Annotated in this window: 25 protein-coding genes and 1 tRNA gene; 10 read left to right on the top strand and 16 right to left on the bottom strand. The window is 72.7% G+C overall.

What is annotated here, in order from left to right:
• Positions 1–89 precede the first annotated feature (89 nt).
• On the top strand, positions 90–2,003 hold the full coding sequence (locus OVN18_RS07770) for a BglG family transcription antiterminator (protein ID WP_267780140.1): 1,914 nt from the start codon (positions 90–92) through the stop codon (positions 2,001–2,003).
• A gap of 13 nt (positions 2,004–2,016) precedes the next feature.
• Here OVN18_RS07770 and OVN18_RS07765 read toward each other — a convergent pair whose 3' ends face one another.
• A complete protein-coding gene (locus OVN18_RS07765) occupies positions 2,017–2,391 on the bottom strand; it encodes a hypothetical protein (protein WP_267780139.1) in 375 nt (124 codons plus the stop codon).
• A 154-nt stretch (positions 2,392–2,545) separates the two neighbouring features.
• Between OVN18_RS07765 and OVN18_RS07760 the strand changes: the two genes are divergently transcribed.
• Positions 2,546–3,007: a nitroreductase family deazaflavin-dependent oxidoreductase gene (locus OVN18_RS07760; protein ID WP_267780138.1), complete on the top strand. Its 462-nt coding sequence runs from the start codon at positions 2,546–2,548 to the stop codon at positions 3,005–3,007.
• A gap of 409 nt (positions 3,008–3,416) precedes the next feature.
• Here OVN18_RS07760 and sufU read toward each other — a convergent pair whose 3' ends face one another.
• Genes sufU through OVN18_RS07745 form a run of 3 tightly spaced genes read right to left on the bottom strand, consistent with a single transcriptional unit; the run spans position 3,417 to position 6,650 of the window.
• Positions 3,417–3,914: a Fe-S cluster assembly sulfur transfer protein SufU gene (gene sufU, locus OVN18_RS07755; RefSeq protein ID WP_267780137.1), complete on the bottom strand. Its 498-nt coding sequence runs from the start codon at positions 3,912–3,914 to the stop codon at positions 3,417–3,419.
• On the bottom strand, positions 3,911–5,197 hold the full coding sequence (locus OVN18_RS07750; protein WP_267780136.1) for a SufS family cysteine desulfurase: 1,287 nt from the start codon (positions 5,195–5,197) through the stop codon (positions 3,911–3,913). Before OVN18_RS07750 ends, sufU begins: the two co-directional genes overlap by 4 nt.
• Positions 5,198–5,225: 28 nt before the next feature.
• Entirely contained in the window at positions 5,226–6,650 is a 1,425-nt protein-coding gene (locus OVN18_RS07745) for an LLM class flavin-dependent oxidoreductase (protein ID WP_267780135.1), read from the bottom strand.
• Positions 6,651–6,757: 107 nt separating this feature from the next.
• On the opposite strand from OVN18_RS07745, the gene OVN18_RS07740 reads away from it, so the two are divergent.
• The 4 genes from OVN18_RS07740 to OVN18_RS07725 all read left to right on the top strand — a co-directional run bounded on the left by OVN18_RS07740 (position 6,758) and on the right by OVN18_RS07725 (position 10,325).
• On the top strand, positions 6,758–7,771 hold the full coding sequence (locus tag OVN18_RS07740) for a MetQ/NlpA family ABC transporter substrate-binding protein (protein WP_267780133.1): 1,014 nt from the start codon (positions 6,758–6,760) through the stop codon (positions 7,769–7,771).
• Positions 7,772–7,774: 3 nt separating this feature from the next.
• A complete protein-coding gene (locus OVN18_RS07735; protein WP_267780132.1) occupies positions 7,775–8,824 on the top strand; it encodes a methionine ABC transporter ATP-binding protein in 1,050 nt (349 codons plus the stop codon).
• Entirely contained in the window at positions 8,817–9,485 is a 669-nt protein-coding gene (locus OVN18_RS07730; protein WP_267780131.1) for an ABC transporter permease subunit, read from the top strand. Before OVN18_RS07735 ends, OVN18_RS07730 begins: the two co-directional genes overlap by 8 nt.
• A gap of 165 nt (positions 9,486–9,650) precedes the next feature.
• Positions 9,651–10,325, top strand: a complete 675-nt coding sequence (locus tag OVN18_RS07725; protein WP_267780129.1) for a peroxiredoxin-like family protein — start codon at positions 9,651–9,653, stop codon at positions 10,323–10,325.
• Positions 10,326–10,383: 58 nt separating this feature from the next.
• Here the strand turns inward: OVN18_RS07725 and OVN18_RS07720 are convergent, their stop codons facing one another.
• On the bottom strand, positions 10,384–10,608 hold the full coding sequence (locus OVN18_RS07720) for an SCO4848 family membrane protein (RefSeq protein WP_267780128.1): 225 nt from the start codon (positions 10,606–10,608) through the stop codon (positions 10,384–10,386).
• An 86-nt stretch (positions 10,609–10,694) separates the two neighbouring features.
• Between OVN18_RS07720 and OVN18_RS07715 the strand changes: the two genes are divergently transcribed.
• Positions 10,695–11,183, top strand: a complete 489-nt coding sequence (locus OVN18_RS07715) for a hypothetical protein (protein WP_267739105.1) — start codon at positions 10,695–10,697, stop codon at positions 11,181–11,183.
• A gap of 51 nt (positions 11,184–11,234) precedes the next feature.
• Here the strand turns inward: OVN18_RS07715 and OVN18_RS07710 are convergent, their stop codons facing one another.
• From OVN18_RS07710 to OVN18_RS07690, 5 genes are all read right to left on the bottom strand, one after another.
• The gene (locus OVN18_RS07710) at positions 11,235–11,585 is read right to left on the bottom strand and encodes a YnfA family protein (RefSeq protein ID WP_267739104.1); all 351 of its coding nucleotides are present in this window, start codon (positions 11,583–11,585) and stop codon (positions 11,235–11,237) included.
• A gap of 112 nt (positions 11,586–11,697) precedes the next feature.
• The gene (locus OVN18_RS07705) at positions 11,698–12,258 is read right to left on the bottom strand and encodes a DUF305 domain-containing protein (protein ID WP_267780127.1); all 561 of its coding nucleotides are present in this window, start codon (positions 12,256–12,258) and stop codon (positions 11,698–11,700) included.
• Between the two features lie 74 nt (positions 12,259–12,332).
• Entirely contained in the window at positions 12,333–12,746 is a 414-nt protein-coding gene (locus OVN18_RS07700) for a hypothetical protein (RefSeq protein WP_267780126.1), read from the bottom strand.
• Positions 12,743–13,744: an alpha/beta fold hydrolase gene (locus OVN18_RS07695; RefSeq protein ID WP_267780124.1), complete on the bottom strand. Its 1,002-nt coding sequence runs from the start codon at positions 13,742–13,744 to the stop codon at positions 12,743–12,745. Before OVN18_RS07695 ends, OVN18_RS07700 begins: the two co-directional genes overlap by 4 nt.
• A 70-nt stretch (positions 13,745–13,814) precedes the next feature.
• Positions 13,815–14,429: a YdeI/OmpD-associated family protein gene (locus tag OVN18_RS07690; protein WP_267780123.1), complete on the bottom strand. Its 615-nt coding sequence runs from the start codon at positions 14,427–14,429 to the stop codon at positions 13,815–13,817.
• 101 nt (positions 14,430–14,530) lie between these two features.
• Here OVN18_RS07690 and OVN18_RS07685 point away from each other — a divergent pair, with 101 nt between their 5' ends.
• Positions 14,531–15,127, top strand: a complete 597-nt coding sequence (locus OVN18_RS07685) for a class I SAM-dependent methyltransferase (protein WP_267780122.1) — start codon at positions 14,531–14,533, stop codon at positions 15,125–15,127.
• An 80-nt stretch (positions 15,128–15,207) separates the two neighbouring features.
• On the opposite strand, the gene OVN18_RS07680 is transcribed toward OVN18_RS07685, so the two are convergent.
• The 3 genes from OVN18_RS07680 to OVN18_RS07670 form a co-directional block, all read right to left on the bottom strand.
• The gene (locus OVN18_RS07680) at positions 15,208–16,083 is read right to left on the bottom strand and encodes a WD40/YVTN/BNR-like repeat-containing protein (RefSeq protein WP_267780121.1); all 876 of its coding nucleotides are present in this window, start codon (positions 16,081–16,083) and stop codon (positions 15,208–15,210) included.
• Between the two features lie 14 nt (positions 16,084–16,097).
• The gene (locus OVN18_RS07675; RefSeq protein WP_324287771.1) at positions 16,098–16,550 is read right to left on the bottom strand and encodes a DUF305 domain-containing protein; all 453 of its coding nucleotides are present in this window, start codon (positions 16,548–16,550) and stop codon (positions 16,098–16,100) included.
• 192 nt (positions 16,551–16,742) lie between these two features.
• Positions 16,743–17,147 carry a hypothetical protein gene (locus OVN18_RS07670; RefSeq protein WP_267780118.1) on the bottom strand — a complete coding sequence of 135 codons (405 nt, stop codon included), beginning with the start codon at positions 17,145–17,147 and terminating at the stop codon, positions 16,743–16,745.
• A gap of 230 nt (positions 17,148–17,377) precedes the next feature.
• Between OVN18_RS07670 and OVN18_RS07665 the strand changes: the two genes are divergently transcribed.
• A complete protein-coding gene (locus OVN18_RS07665) occupies positions 17,378–17,806 on the top strand; it encodes a hypothetical protein (RefSeq protein ID WP_267780117.1) in 429 nt (142 codons plus the stop codon).
• 53 nt (positions 17,807–17,859) lie between these two features.
• Positions 17,860–18,291 carry a hypothetical protein gene (locus tag OVN18_RS07660; protein WP_267780116.1) on the top strand — a complete coding sequence of 144 codons (432 nt, stop codon included), beginning with the start codon at positions 17,860–17,862 and terminating at the stop codon, positions 18,289–18,291.
• A 98-nt stretch (positions 18,292–18,389) separates the two neighbouring features.
• Here OVN18_RS07660 and OVN18_RS07655 read toward each other — a convergent pair.
• The 3 genes from OVN18_RS07655 to OVN18_RS07645 all read right to left on the bottom strand — a co-directional run bounded on the left by OVN18_RS07655 (position 18,390) and on the right by OVN18_RS07645 (position 20,204).
• Positions 18,390–18,462, bottom strand: a tRNA-Ala gene (locus OVN18_RS07655).
• Positions 18,463–18,543: 81 nt separating this feature from the next.
• A complete protein-coding gene (locus OVN18_RS07650; protein WP_267780115.1) occupies positions 18,544–19,524 on the bottom strand; it encodes a hypothetical protein in 981 nt (326 codons plus the stop codon).
• Positions 19,525–19,550: 26 nt separating this feature from the next.
• On the bottom strand, positions 19,551–20,204 hold the full coding sequence (locus OVN18_RS07645; RefSeq protein WP_267739099.1) for a GNAT family N-acetyltransferase: 654 nt from the start codon (positions 20,202–20,204) through the stop codon (positions 19,551–19,553).
• Positions 20,205–20,210 lie beyond the last annotated feature (6 nt).

Below are 20,210 nucleotides of genomic sequence, written 5' to 3'. Positions count from 1 at the left end.
ACTTCCTTCCCACCCCGCGGAAGACCGCCTCCGGAGCACGGCGGCGAGCCCGGTCGCCGGGGCGGGCGCTGGTCTACAGTGGCCAGACGATGGCCGACAAGTACGAGCGGATGCTCGAGCTGCTGCTGCAGCAGGACGACTGGGTGACGGCCACCGACCTCGCCGAGCAGCTCGGGGTGACGACGCGCTCGGTGCGCAGCTACGTCGCCGCCGCGAAGTCGGCGGCGCATCCCCTCGCCATCCTCACCGCCTCGACCTCCGGCTACCGCCTCAACCGCGAGGCCTACGCCGAGTTCGCGGCCCGCAGCCGCGGGCGATCAGTCGGATCGGAGACGCCGCAGGCCCGCGTGCACCACCTCGTGCGCCGGCTCACCGAGGCTCCCGGCGGGCTCGACGTGCACGGGCTCGCCGACGGACTCTTCGTCAGCGAGTCGACCCTCGAGACCGACCTGCGCAAGGTGAAGTCGCTCGCGGAGGAGAGCGGTGCGGTGCTGAGCCGTCGCGGCGCCACCGTCGAGCTCAGCGGCACCGAGTCGGCCAAGCGCCGCCTGCTCAGCCGGCTGCTGCAGGGCGAGAGCACCCAGGGCGTGCTCGAGCTCGACGCGATCGAGGCCGAGTTCGGCATCGCGGGGCTCGGCGCCTTCAAGACCGAGCTCATCGAGGCGCTCGACGCCGAGGGCTTCTTCATCAACGAGTACGGCATCGACGCCGTCATCCTGCACGTCGCCATCGCCGTCGACCGCGTGCGGCGCGATCAGCACCTGCCGCCGAGCTCGCGACCGGCGGCCGTCGCGCAGACCGCCCCGATCGCCGCCGCGCTGCACCGGCTCATCCCCGACCACTTCGCCGTCGAGGTCACCGACGGCGACGTCGACTACCTCGCGCGCCTGCTGACGACGCGCGTCATCGCGCCCGGGGCCGATGCGGGCAGCGCGCCGACCGTCGACGCCGACGACCTTGCGACGGTGCGGCGCATCGTCGACCTCGTCGCCGAGGAGTACCTCGTCGACTTCCGCGACGACGCCTTCATCGCCCGGCTCGCCATCCACCTGGGCAACCTCGTCTCGCGCGCCCGCGAGAACGCCCACACCCGCAACCCGCTCACCCGATCCATCAAGAGCTCGTACCCGCTGATCTTCGACATCGCCGTGTTCATCGCCTCGATCGTGCAGCGCGAGCGCAGCATCCAGGTCGACGACGACGAGATCTCGTACATCGCCCTGCACCTCGGCTCGCACCTCGAGCGCATGTCGCGCCGCGAGGAGCGCGTCACCGGCACGATCGTGTGCCCCAGCTACTACGACCTGCACGCCATCCTGCGCACGCGCATCGAGCGCGAGCTCGGCGCCGACCTGTCGATCGAGTTCGTCGTCACGCGTACCGACGTCGACCCGCGCGAGCTCACGAGCGACCTCGTCATCTCGACCATCCCGATGCCCGTGCCGCGCGAGGGCGTCGTGATCGTGCAGCCGTTCCTCACCGACGACGACATCGACGCCATCCGCGCCGCGATCTCGCGCGTGCGCCGCCACCGGCGTCGCGCGCGCATCACCGACGAGCTGCTGGAGTACTTCGACCGCGAGCTGTTCTTCGCCGAGGCCCCGGGCGACGACCCCGAGTCGATCATCCGCGCGCTCGGCGAGGCGATGATCGCCTCGGGCGCCGTCGGGCAGGAGTACGTCGAGGGCGCCATCGAGCGCGAGCGCATGTCGTCGACCGCCTTCACCGAGACGCTCGCCATGCCGCACGCCATGGGCCTCACGGCCGCGCGCACCGCGATCGCCGTGGCCCTCTGCCCCGCGCCCGTGCAATGGGGGGATGCCCGAGTCTCGGTCGTCGCCCTCATCGCGTTCAGCGCGGAGGGCCGGGCGCGCTTCCAGCCCCTGTTCGACCAGTTCGTCGACGTCTTCGCCTCGCGCCGCGACGTCACCGAGCTCGTGCGCACCTCCGAGGGGTTCGACGGCTTCATCGCCGAGCTCGCGCACCTCATCGAGCGGCGCTAGGCGTGCCTCTCCCCTACTCGTAGACCTTCACGACGAGCCAGCGGGCGGAATCCCCGCCGTCGCGCACGTCGAAGACGCAGCTGCGGCCGTCCTCGGTCGTGGCCTGGAACCGCCAGCCGCAGGCGGTGCGCGGCGCGGAGCCGATCGCGGTCGCGTCGGGGTCGAGGCGCGACCACCAGGAGACGGGCTCGGTGATCACGGTCGGGCGATCGGAGACGCGCCAGCGCTCGCCGCCCACGACGAGGCGCAGCGGCAGGCCCCCGGCGTCGGTCCAGAGCACGGCGGGCTGCGGCGCAGGGCGCGCGCCGGAGGGGCCGGGGTGCGCCGCGGGATCCGCGGGGCGGGCGGCGGTGGGGCGGGCAGCGGTCGCGGGGCGAGCGGCGAACACGGTTCCTCCTGTCTCGACGGCCGGCCGACGTCGGGGGTGCGATGAGCGGATGAAGAGCGGTGATGATCGAACGTGTGTTCGAATGTCTCGATGGTAGGCGGGGGTGCCGCGACACGCCAAGACCGTGCGCGAGCATCCTCGCTACCCTTCTGGCATGCCATTGACCGGGGAGTACGCACCGAGCACATCCGAGTGGGCGCGCGAGCAGGCCGAGACCTTCGAGCGCACGAACGGGCAGGAGGCGAACACGATGCGGGGCGTTCCCATCATCGTGCTGACCACCGTCGGCGCCGCGAGCGGGAAGCTGCGCAAGACCGCTCTGATGCGCGTCGAGCACGAGGGCGACTACCTCGTCGTCGCCTCCAAGGGCGGCGCCCCCGAGAACCCCGCCTGGTACGCGAACCTCGTCGAGCACCCGCACTGCGAGCTGCAGGACGGCGCCGAGAAGCGCGACTACCGCGCCCGCGAGCTCGGCGCCGACGACCCCGACCGCGCCGCCTGGTGGCAGCGCGCCTGCGCGGTGTGGCCCGACTACGACTCGTACCAGCAGAAGACCGACCGGCTCATCCCGATCTTCGTGCTCGAGGCCGTCGACCCCGAGGCGCCCGCGGCCTGACGCCGGTCGACCGGCGGGGTGACGAGTCGTCGTCGACCCGCTCGGTGCCCGCGATCAGGAGCCGCCTGGCGCGTCGGCCCTGCCCCTGCGGCGACACGCCGAGCTCGAGCCCGCGCATCCTGATCGCGGCCAGCCGCGCCGCGAGGCGGCCCGGCTGGCCGGCTGGTCGGCTGGTCGGCCGGCTTGCTGGTCGGCGGGCCGGCTGGCTGGCCGGCCGGCTGGCTGGCTGGCTGGCTGGCTGGCTGGCTGGCTGGCTGGCTGGCGCATATTCAGGCATGACTCGGCGTGTCGGCCACGGCATGGCGGCGACTCGCCGATTCGGGATGCTCGGCGCCTGAATTCGTGCCAGACGCGGTTCGCGCGTGGGCCGGCGGCGCGGCCTCAGCCCGCGCGCGGCGGGCGCGCGGCCTCAGCCGGCGGCGCGACGAGCGAGCAGGTCCTCGGCCGCGACCCAGGCGAGCATCGCGCACTTGACCCGCGCGACGTAGCGGGAGACGCCGCTGAGCGCCGCGGCGTCGCCGAAGCGCTCCTCGTCGAGCTCGATCGTGCCGCGGGAGCGCATCGCGGTGCGGAACTCCTCGATCATCGCCGAGAGATCGGCCGGGCTCACCGGGCCCTCCTCGCGCGACTCCTCGACGAGGGTGACGAGCAGCGAGGCGCTGGCCTGCGAGATGCTGCAGCCGGCGCCCTCCCAGGCCACGCCCGCGAGACGGTCGGAGCCCGGTGCGGCCGCGGCGGCGGCATCCCCCGCGACCGGCGGCTCCCACCGCAGCGCGAGCGTGATCTCGTCGCCGCAGACCGGGTTGCGCTGATGGCTGGTCTCCTCCCCCGGCTCGAGCCCGCGGCCGTGCGGGTGCTTCGAGTGGTCGAGGATGATCTGCTGGTACAGCTGGTCGAGGCTGCTCATGCGGCGACTCCGAAGTAGGGGCGCACGCCGGCGACCGCCTGGAGCGCGAGGTCGATCTCGGCGGCGGTCGTGTGCACTCCGCAGCTGAGACGCAGGCTCGCGGTGGCGCCGAGGCGGCGGTGCAGGGGCTGGGCGCAGTGGTGGCCGACGCGGGCGGCGATGCCGCGGTCGTCGAGGAACTGCCCGGCGTCGTGCGCGTGCACGCCGTCGACGACGACGCTCGCGAGGCCGACGCGGCCGGCCGGGTCGGTGCCGCCGAGCACCCGCACGCCCGGGATGCCCGCGAGCCCCGCGAGCAGACGGCGGCCGAGGGCCTCCTCCGTCGCGGCGATGCGGTCCATGCCGATCTCCGAGACGAAGCGCAGCGCCTCGGCGAGCCCGACGGCCTGGGCGATGCGCGGCGTTCCGGGCTCGAAGCGCTGCGGGGCGGGCAGGTACTCGGCCTTCTCGAGCGTGACGGTCGTGATCATCGAGCCGCCGAACAGGAACGGGGGCAGAGCGTCGAGGAGGGCGGCGCGCCCGTAGAGCACGCCGACGCCGGTCGGGCCGTAGACCTTGTGGCCGCTGAAGACGGCGAGGTCGACGTCGAGCTCCCGCGGATGCAGCACGCCGTGCGGCGCCGACTGGCAGGCGTCGAGCACGACGAGCGCACCGACCGCCCGCGCGAGGGGCACGAGCTGCTCGAGCGGGGAGACGACGCCGGTGACGTTCGACACGTGGGTGAGGGCGAGCAGGCGGGTGCGCTCGGTGATGACCGCGGCAGCGGCATCCACCCTCAGGCGGCCCTCGTCGTCGACGGGGATGTGGCGCAGCGTCGCGCCGGTGCGCGCGGCGAGCTCCTGCCAGGGGATGAGGTTGGCGTGGTGCTCGAGCTCGGTCGTGACGATCTCGTCGCCCGGGCCGAGCGCGAACGGCCGCGCCGCGTCGCCGCCCATGCCGAGGCTCGCGTTGCCGAGCGCGTAGGCGATGAGGTTGAGGCCCTCCGTGGCGTTGGAGGTGAAGACGACCTCGTTCTCGTCGACGGCGAGGAAGCGGGCGACCTCGGCGCGGGCATCCTCGTAGCGCTCGGTGGCCTCGGCGGCGAGGGTGTGCGCTCCGCGGTGCACGGCGGCGTTCGCCTCGCGGTAGAAGGCGCCCTCGGCGGCGATGACGCGCTCGGGCTTCTGGGCCGTCGCGGCCGAATCGAGGTAGACGAGGGGATGCCCGTTCACGGTCTGCGCCAGGATCGGGAACTGCGCGCGCACGCCGACGATCTCAGCGGTCTCGAGCGGGGCGACGGTCACCCCACCAGGGTATCGGGGCCGGATCCGCTCACCCCGCCGCGCGCTGCTCGGCCTCGTCCGCCCCCGCCCCGCCGAGGTTCGCTCCCCCGCGGTACCGCGCGGCGGGGTGCCGCTCGGGCACCCGCCGGGCTCCCGCGCCGAACAGCCGCTCGCGGAACGTCGACTCCTCGTACCGCGTGCGGTAGCGCCCGCGGCGCTGCAGCTCGGGGACGACGTGCTCGATGAAGTCCTCGGCCGTGCCGGGCGTGAGGAACTGCCGCAGGTTGAAGCCGTCGAGCCCGGTCTCGTCCGTCCAGCGCTCGAGCGCGTCGGCGACCTCGACGGCCGAGCCGGCGACGAAGAAGGGGTTGCGGTCGAAGGCGGTGACGGCGTCGAGCGCCTCGCCGACGGTCGTGCCGGGGGCGTGGAAGCGTCGCCCCGACTGCCCGCTGTCGCGCCCCGCGCGGGCCTCGGCGGCGAGGACGTCGTCGATGACGGCCTCGCGCGAGTAGGCGGCGAGGTCGATGCCGCTGCCGCCCGCGTGCGCGAGGTAGCCCTCGGCGCTCGACAGCCGCCGGAACTCCGAGGCCTTCTCCTGCGCCTCGGCGGTGTCGCGCCCGACGATGACGACGGCGCTCGCATAGGTCTTGACGTCGTCCGCGCGGCGACCGTGATTGACGGCCCGACGGCGGATGTCGGCGACGTTCTCGCGGTACACCTCGAGCGAGCGGCCGCCCACGAAGACGCCCTCGGCGTGCTGCGCGGCGAACTCGCGCCCGCGGTCGCTGCTGCCGGCCTGGAAGATCACCGGCGTGCGCTGGATCGACGGCTCGGCCAGGTGCGGCCCGGCGACCCGGAAGTGCTCGCCGACGTGGTCGATCGCGCGCACCTTCTCGGGGTCGGTGTAGACGCGCCGGCCGCGGTCGACGACGACCGCGTCGTCGTCCCACGAGCCCTCCCACAGCTTGTAGAGCACCTGCAGGTACTCCTCGGCGATGCCGTAGCGGTCGTCGTGGCCGATCTCGTCGTCGAGGCCGAAGTTGCGGGCGGCGTTCGGCAGGTACGAGGTGACGACGTTCCAGCCGAAGCGGCCCTTGGTGAGGTGATCGAGGGTGGATGCCCGGCGCGCGAACGCGAACGGGGGCTCGTAGGTCGTGCTGAACGTCGCCGCGAAGGCCAGGTGCGTGGTCGCGGCCGCCATGGCCGGGATGACCAGCAGCGGGTCGTTGCTCGGGATCTGCACGGCCTCGCGGATGGCCGTCTCGGGCCCGCCGCGGTACCCGTCGTAGGCGCCGATGACGTCGGCGAGGAAGACGGCGTCGAAGAGCCCCTCCTCGAGGAGCTTCGCCTGCTCGACCCAGAAGTCGAGGTCGGCGTAGCGGTGCCGGGTGTTCTCGGGGTGCACCCAGAGGCCGTGGGAGATGTGGCCGACGGTGTTCATCTCGAAGAGGTTGAGGCCGATGTAGTCGCTCATACCCCTAGATCACACGAGCGCGGCACCCGGGGCAATTGTTACGAAACCTCGCGTCACAGTGCGCCACGAACTGGCGGGCGTCTCGGCGCCGCGCCCACGATGACCGCATGACCTCCTCCAGCACCCCTCCCGTCCCCCCGCCCTCCGATCTGCGCGCCGCCCTCGAGGCGCGGACGCGCCGCCGACGCACCGCGCTCATCACCGGCGGGGCGATCGCCGGCGCCGCCTTGCTCGTCGGCGGCGTCGTCGGCGCGCTGCTCCTCACCGGGGGCGACCCGGCCGGCGCGACGGGCGGCGCGGGCGGAACGACCGATGGCGCCGAGCGCCTCAGCCTCACGATCGCCGGCAGCGGCGAGAGCGAGCTGCAGGACGCCGTCGCGCTCGTCGCGGCCGAGAAGGGCCTCGACGTCGAGTGGGTGAACTTCGAGAACGACTGGGTGCTGCCGAACTCCTCGCTCGTCGCGGGCGAGGTCGACGCGAACGCGTTCCAGCACATCACCTTCCTCAGCGCCTTCAACACGGCCAACGACGCCGACCTCACCCCGGTCTTCTCGACCACGATCTCGCAGTGGGGCGTCTTCTCGAGCTCGATCGACGACCTCGACGGGCTGCAGACCGGCGACCGCATCGTCATCCCCGACGACGCCTCCAACGGCGGGCGCGCGCTGTTCCTCCTCGAGGACGCCGGTCTCATCGAGCTCGCCGACGACGCCGGCAGCTACCCCACCGTCGACGACGTCACCGCCAACGACCTCGCGCTCGAGTTCGTGCCGGTGCAGGCGGTGACCATCCCGCAGCAGCTCGACGACCCGGCCATCGCCGCGATCGTCGTCGGCACCTCGTACTTCGACCCCTCGCAGGGCATCGACAGCGACGACGCCCTGTTCCTCGACGACGCCCTCGCCGAATCGTCGCTGCCGTACGTCAACGTGATCGCCGCCCGCGCGGGCGATGTCGACGACCCGGCGTTCGGCATCCTGCAGGAGGTCTACCAGGACGAGCGCGTCGCCGCGGGCCTCGAGGCCGACAGCTTCGGCACGACCCAGCTGGTCGAGGTGCCGGTGGATGCTCTGCGCGAGCGCCTCGCCGAGCTCGAGCAGCTCGCCCGCGGGATCGAGTAGCCCGTGACCCCCGCCATCTCGTTCGAGAACCTGTCCAAGAGCTACGCGCAGGGCCCGCGCCGCATCGACGCCCTGCGCGACGTCACCCTCGACATCGAGCGCGGCGACGTCTTCGGCATCGTCGGGTTCTCCGGCGCCGGCAAGTCGACCCTGTTGCGCACGATCAACGCCCTCGAGCGCCCCACGGCGGGCCGGGTCGTCGTCGACGGCACCGAGATCTCAGCCCTGCGCGGACGACCGCTGCACCGGGCGCGGCAGCGCATCGGCATGATCTTCCAGCAGTTCAACCTGCTGCAGTCGCGCACCGTGCTGCAGAACGTGGCCTACCCGCTGCGGGTGGCCGGGGTGCCGAAGGCGCAGATCCTCGACCGGGTCGAGGAGCTGCTCGACTTCGTCGGTCTCACCGAGAAGGCCCTCGAGTACCCCGCTCGGCTCTCGGGCGGGCAGAAGCAGCGCGTGGGCATCGCCCGCGCGCTCGCGAACCGCCCCGATGTGCTGCTGAGCGACGAGGCGACGAGCGCCCTCGATCCGCAGACGACGAGCGAGGTGCTCGAGCTGCTGCGCCGGGTGAACGCCGAGTACGGGGTGACGATCGCGCTCGTCACGCACGAGATGGAGGTCGTGCGCGAGATCGCGAACCGCGTCGCCGTCATGCAGCAGGGCGCCGTGGTCGAGCAGGGCAGCGTCTACGACCTCTTCGCGCACCCGCAGCACCGCACGACGCGTCGCTTCGTCTCCTCGGTGCTGCACCACCTGCCCGACGCGGGCGCGCTCGAGCGCATCCGCCGGGTGCACCGCGGGCGCATCGTGCAGATCCACGTCGAGAACCGCGAGTCGAACGATCCCTTCCTCTCGCGCATCGCGCGCGAGCGCGGCGTCGACTACAACGTCGTCTACGGCGGCGTGAGCGAGCTGCAGTCGCGCCTGTTCGGCACCCTCACCGTCGAGCTGCTCGGCAGCGAGCTCGACATCGATTTCGCGATCTCCGACATCGCGCTCACCGCCGCCGTCACCGAGCTGCCCGACCGACTCGAGGAGCTCGCCCGTGCGTGACATCGACCTGGATGCCCTGCTCCCGAAGCTCGGCACGGCCCTGCTCGAGACGCTGCAGATGATCACGTCCTCGTTCCTCATCGCCGCCGTCCTCGGCGTGCTGCTCGGCGTGCTGCTCTACGCCACGCGCCCGGGCAACCTGCTCGAGAACCGGCTCGTCTTCGCGGCGCTCAACACCGTGATCAACGTGATCCGCCCCATCCCGTTCATCATCATCATCATCGCCCTCATCCCGGTCACCCGGGCCCTCATCGGCACGAGCATCGGCACGAGCGCCGCCGTGCCCGCGCTCGCGCTCGTCGCGACGGTCGCGATCGCGCGCATCGCCGAGTCGAACCTCGTCGCGGTCGATCCCGGCACGGTCGAGGCGGGCGCGGCGATGGGGGCCTCCCCGCCACGGGCGCTGTTCACGATCGTCATCCCCGAATCGCTCGGCCCGCTGACGCTCGGGCTCACGTACATCGTGGTCGCGCTCGTCGACGCGACGGCCGTCGCCGGGCTCGTCGGCGCCGGCGGCCTCGGCAGCCTCGCGCTCACCTACGGCTACCAGCGCTTCGACTGGTTCGTCATGGTCGCCGTCGTGCTCACGCTCATCGTCATCGTGCAGCTGACGCAGCTGGCGGGCAACCGCATCGCGCGGGCGGTGCAGCACCAGCGCTGACGGGCTCCGCCTGAGGGCGAGCTGGGTGGACGATGACGCGGTGTGACGCTCCGTGACGCTCGATGGCAGCCCGGCGTGCGCGGGCACCGAACGCTCCGTAGCGTCGGGGGAACCCGCCTCACCCGATCGACTCCCGGGGCGCATCCGACACCGACAGGAGCGACCATGACCTCGAGCACCACCACCATCAGCACGACCATCGCCGACGAGATCGCCGAGTTCGTGCCCGGCTTCACCGGCGCGATCGGCCCCGAGCTCACGGCCGTCTTCGACGGCGAGCAGAGCGACCTGCGCGCGGCCGGGGTGCCGGCGGGCGCCGCCACCGTCGGCACGGCCCTGCCCGCCGCCACCGTGCTCGACGCCGACGGCGCCTCGCACGACCTCAGCGCGCTGCTCGGCACCGGCCCCGCCGTGCTCGTCTTCTACCGGGGGGCCTGGTGCCCGTTCTGCAACATCACGCTCAAGCACTACCAGCAGACGCTCGCCCCGGCGCTCGACGAGCGCGGCGTGCGTCTCATCGCGATCAGCCCGCAGGCCCCCGAGGGCACGCAGGCCGCCGTCGAGAACGGCGAGCTCGGCTTCATCGTCGTCTCCGACCCGGGCAACGCCCTCGCCGGCGCCCTCGGCATCGTCACCGCCCCGAGCGGCGCGGCCCAGGAGGCCCACACGGCCCTCGGCTTCGCCGTGAAGGACAGCAACGCCGACGACACCCCGGCCATCCCGTACCCCTCGGTGCTCGTCGTCGACGCCGACCGTCGCATCGCCTTCGCCGACATCAAGGCCGACTACACCCAGCGCACCGAGACGCCCGAGATCCTCGCGGCGGTCGACGCGCTCTGACCGGCAGGGTGCGGGGGTCGGGTCGGGCGCAGCGCCCGGCTCGGCCCTCGTGCCGCGCTCAGCCGAGCAGCAGCAGGGCGGCCGCTCCGAGGGAGAGCGCCGCGATCACGAGCGCGACCGCGATGAGCACGACGTGCACGCGGAAGAAGGCGGTGCGGTCGCCCTTCGCGTCACGGGAGCGCGGGTCGGCCGCGATGCGCGGGTAGAACCGCGACCAGACGACGACGTTGAACAGGGCGCCGAGCAGCAGCACGGCGACGGCGACGACGGCGGGGGCATCCATGCGGTCGAGGCTAACGGGCCTGGATGCACGCTCCATGTTTGTCGTAGCACCCCGTCCCTGGCCGCTCGCGGCTCTATGGTTACCGAGTGCCGTTGACCATCGCCGAGACCGTCTGGTGCCAGCACACCGTGCTCCGGCGCCTCTCGGACGACGCTGCCGGACCGGTCGCGCCGCCGGCCGGGGCGCGACGGCTGCTCGGCCGATGGACCATCTCGGTGCTCGACACCTTCACGCGCATCGGCACGATCGACCTCGGGTACACGGCGGGCGGCCTCGACAAGGGCAGCGAGCTGAGCGTGCTCGTGCTCACCGACGATCCGGCCGACCGCATGACCTACGGGGTCGAGGCGACCTGGGCCATGATCGACTGGGCCTCGCTCGGCGGCGCGGAGTGCTTCGCGATCCAGACCGTCGACCCCTCCGGGCCCCGGCTCGAGATCATGCGCGAGGTCGGGTTGACCCCCGACGAGGAGAGACCCGGGGTGTGGCACGCCACCTCCAAGTCGCTCACGCTGCCCCTGCTGCTCGGGCACCAGTCGCCCGACTGGACCCGCTTCCAGCGCGACGCCTCCTGAGCGCGCCGGGGCACCGGCCGGGCACCGGGTGGGGCGCCCGCTGCGCCGCCGCTAGTCCTGCGGCGTCGAGCTCGCGGTCGGCGCGCCGATGATGATCGCCGCACCCAGCAGCGCGACCGCCGCGCCGATGTAATCCCATCGGGTCGGGGTGAAGCCGTCGACGATGACGCCCCACGCGAGCGAGCCGGCGATGAAGATGCCGCCGTAGGCAGCGAGCACGCGCCCGAAGTTCGCGTCCGGCTGCAGCGCGGCGATGAACCCGTAGGCGCCGAGCAGCACGACGCCGAGACCGGCGAACCACCAGGGCTTCGACTCGCGCACCGCCTGCCAGACGAGCCAGGCACCGCCGATCTCCGCCGCGGCGGCGAGAACGAACAGGATGGCGATGCGGGCGACGGTCATGCCGCCATGGTGCCAGGGCGATGCGGGATGCCCCCGGCCCGCCGCGCGCGAGGGCGGCGAACCGGGGGCATCGGGAGGTCGTGCCCCGACGACGAGGTCGGGGCGCCCGGGGTCAGGACTCGAGCATCGAGCGCATGAGCTCGATCTCCTCGGCCTGGCTCTCGATGATGCTCTCGGCCAGATCGCGCACACCCGGGTGCTCGCCGTCGTCGAGCACGTCCTCGGCCATGTCGATCGCGCCCTCGTGGTGCACGATCATCTGCTCGAGGAACACCTCGCCCGCCTCGGCGCCGCTCGCGGCCTCCAGCTCGGCCTCGTCGTCGGCGCCCATGCCGTCCATCCCGCCGTGGCCCATGCCGCCCATCGAGCCCATGCCCCAGTCGTCGAGCCATGCCTCCATCTGCTCGATCTCGGGGGCCTGGGCGGCCTTGATGCGCTCCGCCAGCTGCGACACGTCGGGGTCGACCCCCGACTTGTCGAGCAGGACGTCGCTCATCTCGATGGCTCCCTCATGGTGCGGGATCATCATCTGCACGAACATCACGTCCGCACGGTTCGCGCCGGAATCCGCGGAGGGCTCGGCAGGGGCGGCGCAGGCCGTCAGGGCCAGCGCGGTGGTCAGGGCGAGCGCACCGGTGGTGAGTGCGCGAGCGATCGTCGTCGTCGTCTTCATGATTCTGCTTCTCTCGTCATCAGGGTTCGTGGGGTCGCGCGGGGCGACGACGGATGTCGTCGCCGGGCGGCCGATCACTGCCGACTGATGCAGAGCTGCGCGAGGTCGGGCGGCTGGGGCGGGGCGACGCGGCGCGGCGCCGCACCGCGAGCGACGACGCCCGGTGCCCGGATCCCGTGCCGGACGGCCACCAGCGGCAGCAGGACGCCGGTGATGAGCAGGAGCGCGAGCATGGCGCAAGCGAGGAGCATGCCCGTGTGATCGCCGCCGCATGGGGCGCAGGGCTCGGCCGTCGGATCGAGCGGCGCGTCCGGCATCGCGGTCGCGCTCGAGGCGGAGGAGTGCTCGTGCCCCGGATCCTGCGCGAGAACGGGAGCGGAGGAGGCGACCGACGCGTGCCCCGCGGGCATGGCGCTGTGCGAGCTCATGACGATGCCCACGACGGCGAGCGCTGCGATGAGCAGCAGCACGGCCATGCGCGTCATCATGATCGAATACCTCCCGGGGGTATCTTGCCATATCCGTCCGATGCGCGCGAGTACCCGCTGAGAACACCGGGGACGCTGAGCACGCCGAGGACGATCGAGGCGCAGCCCATCGGGTCGCCGAGGGGCAGCTGGTGACCGCCCGGCAGCTGCGCCGCCGTCACGGTCGTCGAGGCCGCGGCCAGCTCCGCCGGGCGGCCCGGCACCGGAACCGGGTCGTCGACGCCGTCGACGAGCCACACGGGCACCCCGCGCTCGTCGAGCGCGCGCAGGGCATCCCGCCACCCGTCGTCGCGCACGAGCGCGTCGAAGCCGGCGAGGTAGCCCCGCCAGGTGTGCCGCATGGCGTCGCGGGCGACGGCGACCGGCAGACGGGGGTTCGCGGCCACGGTGAGCGCCTCGGCGAGGCCGCGGTGACGGCACATCCACCGGCAGACGCGCTCGGCGAGCGGCCCCTGCGCGAGCAGCGCCTCGAACCAGCCCATGCGCCGCACGCGATCATCGGCCTCCGCCGCCGTGCGGAAGAGCGGCGCGCCGAAGGCGACGACGGCGCGCGCGGCGGGCATGCGGGCCGCGACCCGCAGGGCGAGGGATGCCCCCATCGAGTGCCCGACGACGACGGTCGGTCGGGCATCCAGCCCGAGCTCGCGCAGCACGGCGAGCACCGCGTCGACGTGCGCTGCGGCATCGAGCGGCCCCTCGAGCAGCGGACTGCGCATCGACCCCCCGAAACCGATCGGATCGATCGCGACGACCGTCGCGTGACGACCGAGGACGTCGAACTCGGCGCCCCACATGCGCTCGCTCGAGGCGAGCGCCGAGAGCAGGACGACGACCGGCTCCCCTCCCCCGAAGCGCCGCACGCCGAGCCCCGCGACGCTCGAGCGCGCGCCGGCACCCGGCCTCCACCGGCGCACCGGGCGCGAGCTCGCGTGCGCGGCGGCCCAGACCAGCGGCGGAGCGAGTGCGACGGCGGCGAGTGCGATGCGGGATGCCCTCATGCGGGTCGAGCGTACGCCCGCGGCCGCCGGCCGTCCCCGGTCGCCGCCGACCGGAGCGCCCGCGCGCCCGTCACGTCTCCCTGCGGCTCCACTGCAGGGTGCGGATGCCCCGCTCCGCCTCCTCGGCGGTGCGCGCGACGCGCTGCGCCCGCGTCGCCGGGCGCTTCGCCTGCGCGATCCACTCGAGGATGCCGCGCCGGGCCGAGGGCGGGAACGCGTCGAAGGTCGCCCGCGCGCTCGGGTACCCTGCGAGCGCCTCGGCGAGGTCGTCGGGCACGAGCAGCGCGTCGACCTCGTCGAGCCTCCCCCACGAGCCGTCGGCCTTCGCCTGCGCGATGACGGCGAGCCCCGCCGGCGTCACGAGCCCCTGCGCCAGAAGCGGCTCGAGGCGATCCTTGTTGACCCTCGACCAGCCGCTGCCGGGCTTTCGCGGGGTGCAGAGCAGCGCGGTGCGCCGCTCATCGACCCTCCCCGGCTTCGAGTCGATCCACCCGACGCAGAGGCACTCCTCGTTGAGATCCCGCGCGCTGACGTACTCACCGCCCTCGGGCACGTGCGGCTTCTTCACCGTCACCGCCCACACCCCGCGCGAGCTCGCGGCGTTCGCGGCGAGCCAGGCGCGCCACTCGGCGCGCGACGCCACCTCGACGAGCGGCAGGTCGGGCTGCAGGGTCGGTGCGGTCACGGGTGCTCCTGACGGGATGCGCGGGGCGGGCATCCAGCCCATCACGGATGCGGCGGCGGCGCACCTGCCGCTCCTCGCGGGCGCGATGAGAGCATGGCCGCATGAGCGAGGAGCAGCGGGCCCTGTGGGATGCCGAGGCCGAGACCTTCGATGACGCGGCCGATCACGGCCTGCGCGACCCGGCGGTGCGGAGGGCGTGGACGGAGCTTCTCCTGCCCCTGCTGCCGGACCGCGGGCTGCGCATCGCCGACCTCGGGTGCGGCACGGGCACGCTCTCGCGGCTGCTCGCGGAGGAGAGCGCGCACGTCGTCACGGGAGTCGACCTCTCCCCCGAGATGATCCGCCGGGCTCGGGAGAAGAACGCCGGAACGATGCCGAGCCCGCAGTTCGTCGTGGCCGACGCGGCCGAGCCGCCGCTGCCCGCGTCGGCGTTCGACGTCGTGCTCTCGCGGCACGTGCTCTGGGCGATGCCCGATCCCGCCGCCGCGCTGCAGCGCTGGACCGACCTGCTCGTGCCGCGCGGCATGCTGATCCTCGTGGAGGGGCGGTGGCACACGGGCGCGGGGCTCAGTGCCGCGGAGTGCGTCGAGCTCGTCCGCGAGCGACGGCTCGAGGCCGAGCTGCGCCTGCTGGACGACGCCTCGCTCTGGGGCGGGCCGATCTCGGACGAGCGGTATCTCGTGGTCAGCCGCCTCTGACATCTATTCGAGCGCGGGAGCACCCCGGTCGTTCGACCGGGGTGCTCCCGCGCGGATGCGGCGATCGCGCCGATCGCGCCTCAGAAATCCGTCACAGAATTCCAGGTCGCTCCGCCGTCGTCGGACCGCTGCACACCTTCCACTCCCGCCGTGACAAGGACGCCTCGGCTGCTGACGGACAAGGCGTCCGCTCCGGACGGGGCGGCGCCGACTGCGGTCCACGTGATCCCGTCGGGACTGGTGTGGACGACGCCGTCCACGTCGATCCCGGCGAGGAGCGGCTCCGCCGTTCCCGTCGGGCTCGAAGCGACGAGCAGGAGAGACGGCGCGCCGTCGACCAGGGCGAACGTCTTCCCGTCGTCGGTGCTGACCTGCAGCCCCTGCTCGGTCGTCGCGAAGAGCTGCTCCGCCCGGGCATCCCAGCTGAGGGCCCGGGCGGCGATCGCGGCGCCCGGCGTCCAGGTCTGCCCGCGATCGCGACTGACCATCACGCTCCCGGTCACCGAGTCGATGCCCGCGAGGCCGTACGACGCCAGAGCGACACCGCCGAGAGTCATGCTGTGGAAGTCGACCTCACCCTCGAGAGACAGCGCCTCGACTTCTCGCCCCCGGACGTCGATCTCGTAGACCCCGATGTTCGCAGGCGCGTCCGATCCGGGCGCGGGATGCCCCGATATGTAGAGAGTGTCGTCGAGACGGGTCATGCCCATCACGTCGCCCATCCACTCGCCGAGACGGGTGACCTCGTCGGGTTGCGTCATCGACGCGGCGGCGGCCTCGGGCCCGTCGCCCGCGGTGGCCACCCGGAGGATTCCCTCGTGCGTCGCGACGTAGATCGCCCCGCGCTGATCGTCGATGTCGACCGCGTGCACGTGGGTGACCGCGATCGGTTCCTCGGGGGTCGAGCAACCCGCGAGCGTGACGGCGACGGCGGCGACCGATGCTGCGGTCGCCACGAAAGCTCGACGCATCAGGACTCGAGCATCGAGCGCATCTGCTCGATCTCGTCGGCCTGGCTCGAGACGATGCTCTCAGCGAGCTCGCGCACATCGGGGTGCTGGCCGTCGTCGAGCACGTCCTCGGCCATGTCGATCGCGCCCTCGTGATGCACGATCATCTGCTCGAGGAACAGGTCACCAGCATCGGCGCCATCGGCTTCCTCGAGTGACGTCATGTCATCGGACATGCCCCCCATACCCCCGTGGTCCATGCCGTTCATGTCGTCCATCCCGGACATGCCGACCTCCCACTCGTCGAGCCACGCCTCCATCTGCTCGATCTCGGGCGCTTGGGCGGCCTTGATCTGCTCGGCCATGGCCACGACATCGGGATCAACGCCGGACTTGTCGAGCAGCAGATCGCTCATCTCGATGGCCTCCTCGTGATGAGGGATCATCATCTGGACGAACATGACGTCCGCCATGGTGGCGCCGGATCCCTCCGCCGGCTCGGCGGGGGCTGCGCAGGCGGAGAGGCCCAACGCTGCGGCGGTGAGGAGAGCGCCCGTGGCGAGCGCGCGGAACGTTGTCGTGTTTCTCATGGTTCTACTTCTTTCGTCGTCGGAGATCGTTCGAGCGTGTGAGCGCGGGCGATGCTGCCCACGCCGACTGATCGATCACTGACGACTGATGCAGAGCTCCGCGAGGTCGGGCGGGCGGGCGATCACGGTGCCACGCGTGGGCTCGACCATCGGAGCCGCGTGGGGCGGGGTGAGACCGAAGCGGATGGCCGCCAGCGGGAACGCGAAGCTGACCACGAGGAGCAGGGCAAGGAATGCGCACGCCATCAGGAGTCCGGAATGGTCCTCGGCGCAATCAGCGCAGGGCGCTTCCTGACTGTCGGGCGACGGGGCGACGCCCGCGGCCGGCGAGTGCTCGTGAGACTCATCGAGCGCATGCACGGTGGCGGCGGACGACGCCGTCGCGGAGTGCCCGCCCGGTGTTGCGCTGTGGGCGCTCATGGAGATGCCGACGATGGCGAGAGCTGCGATCAGCAGCAGATGCGCCAGTCTCATCACCATCGTCGAATACCTCCCGGGGGTGCCATCGCACACGCTATCGGCCCCCGCCCAGGTAAGCGCTGAGTGCTGAGACGACCATCGCGGCGCGATAGCCGCAGTCACTGATCGGACCCGGCGTCTAGCGTGGTCCTGTGATTCGTTCTCCCCGAGGGCCGTCCTGGTCATCAGTCCAGAATGACCCTCCACCCCTCAGGTGGTGGGTCCCCGCCGTTGTCGTCGCCGCACTCATGATGGCGCTCATCGCGGTGGTCGTGCTGCTCGTGAGGCCACCCGGTCCTCTCGACGACCCTCGACCGGCGTTCCAGCGCGACGGGCTGCTTCGCAACGGGGCCGTGCTCGACGCGGACGTCGAGGGTGTCGAGTTCGGCAGCGGGACGGTGATCCTGCTCTTCGACCGGACGGCACCCGAGGGTGACGAGTGGGAGCGATGGAAGGCCGACGTGACGTCCGACGGCGCCGCGCTCGTCGTCCTCACACCGGATCATCCGGCTCAGGTTCAGCTCATCGCCGCGATCCCGATGCCCGTGCCGACCGACGGGGGCGCGCCGGTCGGCTATGCGGTGGTCGATGACGATCGCCGGGTCCGATACGCGACCCTCGACCCCCAATACTTGGTCAACGCGTTCGAGGTCGACGTCATCACCGGAGCCGTGTCGTGACGTCGGTTCGTCCATCGTGGACGTCGACCTATCGGGCCCTGCATCCGCGATCGTTGACCATCCAGCTCGTGATCCTCGTCGTGGCGGAGGTGCTGCTCTTCCGCACGTACAGCGTGCACGATGCGCGGTTCCACTGGGCGACCCACTTCCTCGTCGCGGTGCTCGCTGCCGCGGTCGCCATGATCGCTTTCCTCGTCATCCGCAGGGCGCCCGGCCCGCGGTTCCCGCTCCTGCTCGTGCTCGGCCTCCACCTGTACGCCATGGCTCCTGACCTGGTGTTCCGCGCCGGCACCCCCCACGCGCCGTGGATGGACGTCTTCCTCGGCCATATCTCGGTCCATTACATCCCCGGCGGCGACACGACGTGGCTGATCGCCGCCCTCGTCGCGATCGGTGCCTACGTCATCGCGCTCACTCGCTGGCTCCGCGTCCGCACCCCGCGAGAGCAGACCCCTGACGCCGAGAAGAGACTCCGGCGAGGGTGACTCCGCCGCGCGTCGAGCCGAAGTGGCTTCGCCGCTCTCACTACCCTTGCGGAAACGCGAGAACCCCGGCCGATCGGCCGGGGTTCTGCGTGTTTCGGTGGACCTGAGGGGAATCGAACCCCTGACCTCTTCATTGCGAACGAAGCGCGCTACCAACTGCGCCACAGGCCCTCGAACGTCGTCAACCTTATCACCACGGGAACGGGCGGTTCGCACCGCGCGGGCCACGACGACGGGCGTCGGACGCGGTGGTCAGCCGGTCGCGCGACGGCGCTGCAGCACCTCGTCGAGGTCGGGCGCACCGCCCGGCAGGTCGTCGACGATGCCCATGCGGGCGAAGCGGCTGGGCGCGTTCTCGACGGCCGTGAGGCGCGCCGGCGAGGTCGGCGCCTCCGCTGCAGGCGCTGCGGCGGCAGGGGCCGCGACCGGCCGCGCAGCCTCGGCGGCGGCGACCGCGGCGGCGCGCTGGGCGCGCTCGGCCTCGACGGCGGCGGCCGCGAGCACCGCGGCGTGGTCGATGCCGCCGAGCCCCGGGCGTGCGCCCTGGTCGTAGTCGGGCTGCGTCATGTACCGGGAGCGGGGCAGCGGCACCGGGGTCCACGCGCGTTCAGCCTCCGCGGCGGTGCGAGGGGTGCGCGCGGCGGGGGCGAGATCGACGAAGCGCGGCGCGGCGGGGCGGGCGACCTCGCCGGTGACGGCGTCGCGGCGGCGGTGCGCGCGGGCGAGCGCGACGAGAAGGGATGCCCCGCTCACGCCCACGAACGCGGCGAGCGCGGCCCAGGCCCAGGCTCCGCTCACGACGGAGGCCGCGAGCCCCACGAGGGCGACGAGGGTGAGCGCCGACGTCGCCGCGCGGGATCGTCGCAGCCGCGCCTGACCGCGGCGGGCGGCATCCACCTCGGCGACGAGGCCCGGAGCGGTCTGCGCGAGCCGCTCGCGCACGGCGCGCTGCGCGGCCTGCTCGCGGGCGCGCTCGATGGCGGCCTCCTCGCGCTGGCGGGCGGCGAGCGTGCGCTCCTGGGCGGCTATCTCTCGAGCGGTCATCTCGGCGCGCACCTCGGGCGGCAGTTCGGTGGATTGGGCCATGATGCGCAGCGTCTGCTGCAGGCGGATGGCGTTGCGCTCGGTCGCGAGGTACTCGCGGCGACGGCGCCAGGTGGGCACGAGGTAGACGAGCCAGAGCACCGCTGATGCCGCGATGAGGATGGCCGTGCCGCCGCCCGTGAACTCCATGCGCTCACGGTAGGGCCGAGCGGGCCCTACGCCAGTGAGATGCCGCGGCGCGCCGCGATGCGATCCACTTCGGGCACCTCGGCGGCCCCCCTCGGCACCCGCCCGTCGAGCCAGCGGCGCAGCACGCCCTGCGGCACCTCCTCGACGGTGAGCGCGAAGCAGAAGTGGTCGCGCCAGTCGCCGTTGATGTGGATGTACCGCCGCCGCAGCCCCTCGTAGCGGAACCCGAGCTTCTCGACGACCCGCAGCGACGGCCCGTTCTCGGGCCGGATGCAGATCTCCATGCGGTGCAGGCCCGCGCCGAAGAAGACGTGATCGGTCGCGAGCGCGACGGCGGTGGGGGTGAGCCCGCGGCCGGCGAAGCGCTCGCTCACCCAGTAGCCGATGGTCGCCGAGGCGAGCGAGCCGTAGGTGAGGCCCGAGACGTTGAGCTGGCCGGCGAGCTCCCCCTCCGTCTCGATGACGAAGGGGATGCCCGTGCCGGCCCGCGCGCCGGCGAGCAGACTGCGGATGGAGCCCTTGGTGTCCCACGACACGGGCGCGACGGGGCTCGTCGCCTCCCACGGCCGCAGCCAGGCGCGGTTCGCCAGCAGCTCCCGCTCCAGGGCGCGCGCATCGCGCACCCGGATCGGGCGCAGCGTCGTCGCCCCCTCGCGGAGGGTCGGGATGCTCTGGCTCACGTCGAA

Origin of the sequence: Microcella daejeonensis (genome assembly GCF_026625045.1) — a bacterium.
GTDB lineage: Bacteria > Actinomycetota > Actinomycetes > Actinomycetales > Microbacteriaceae > Microcella > Microcella daejeonensis.
Note: the sequence above shows the minus strand (reverse complement) of the source record. Positions and strands in the feature narration are given on the sequence as shown.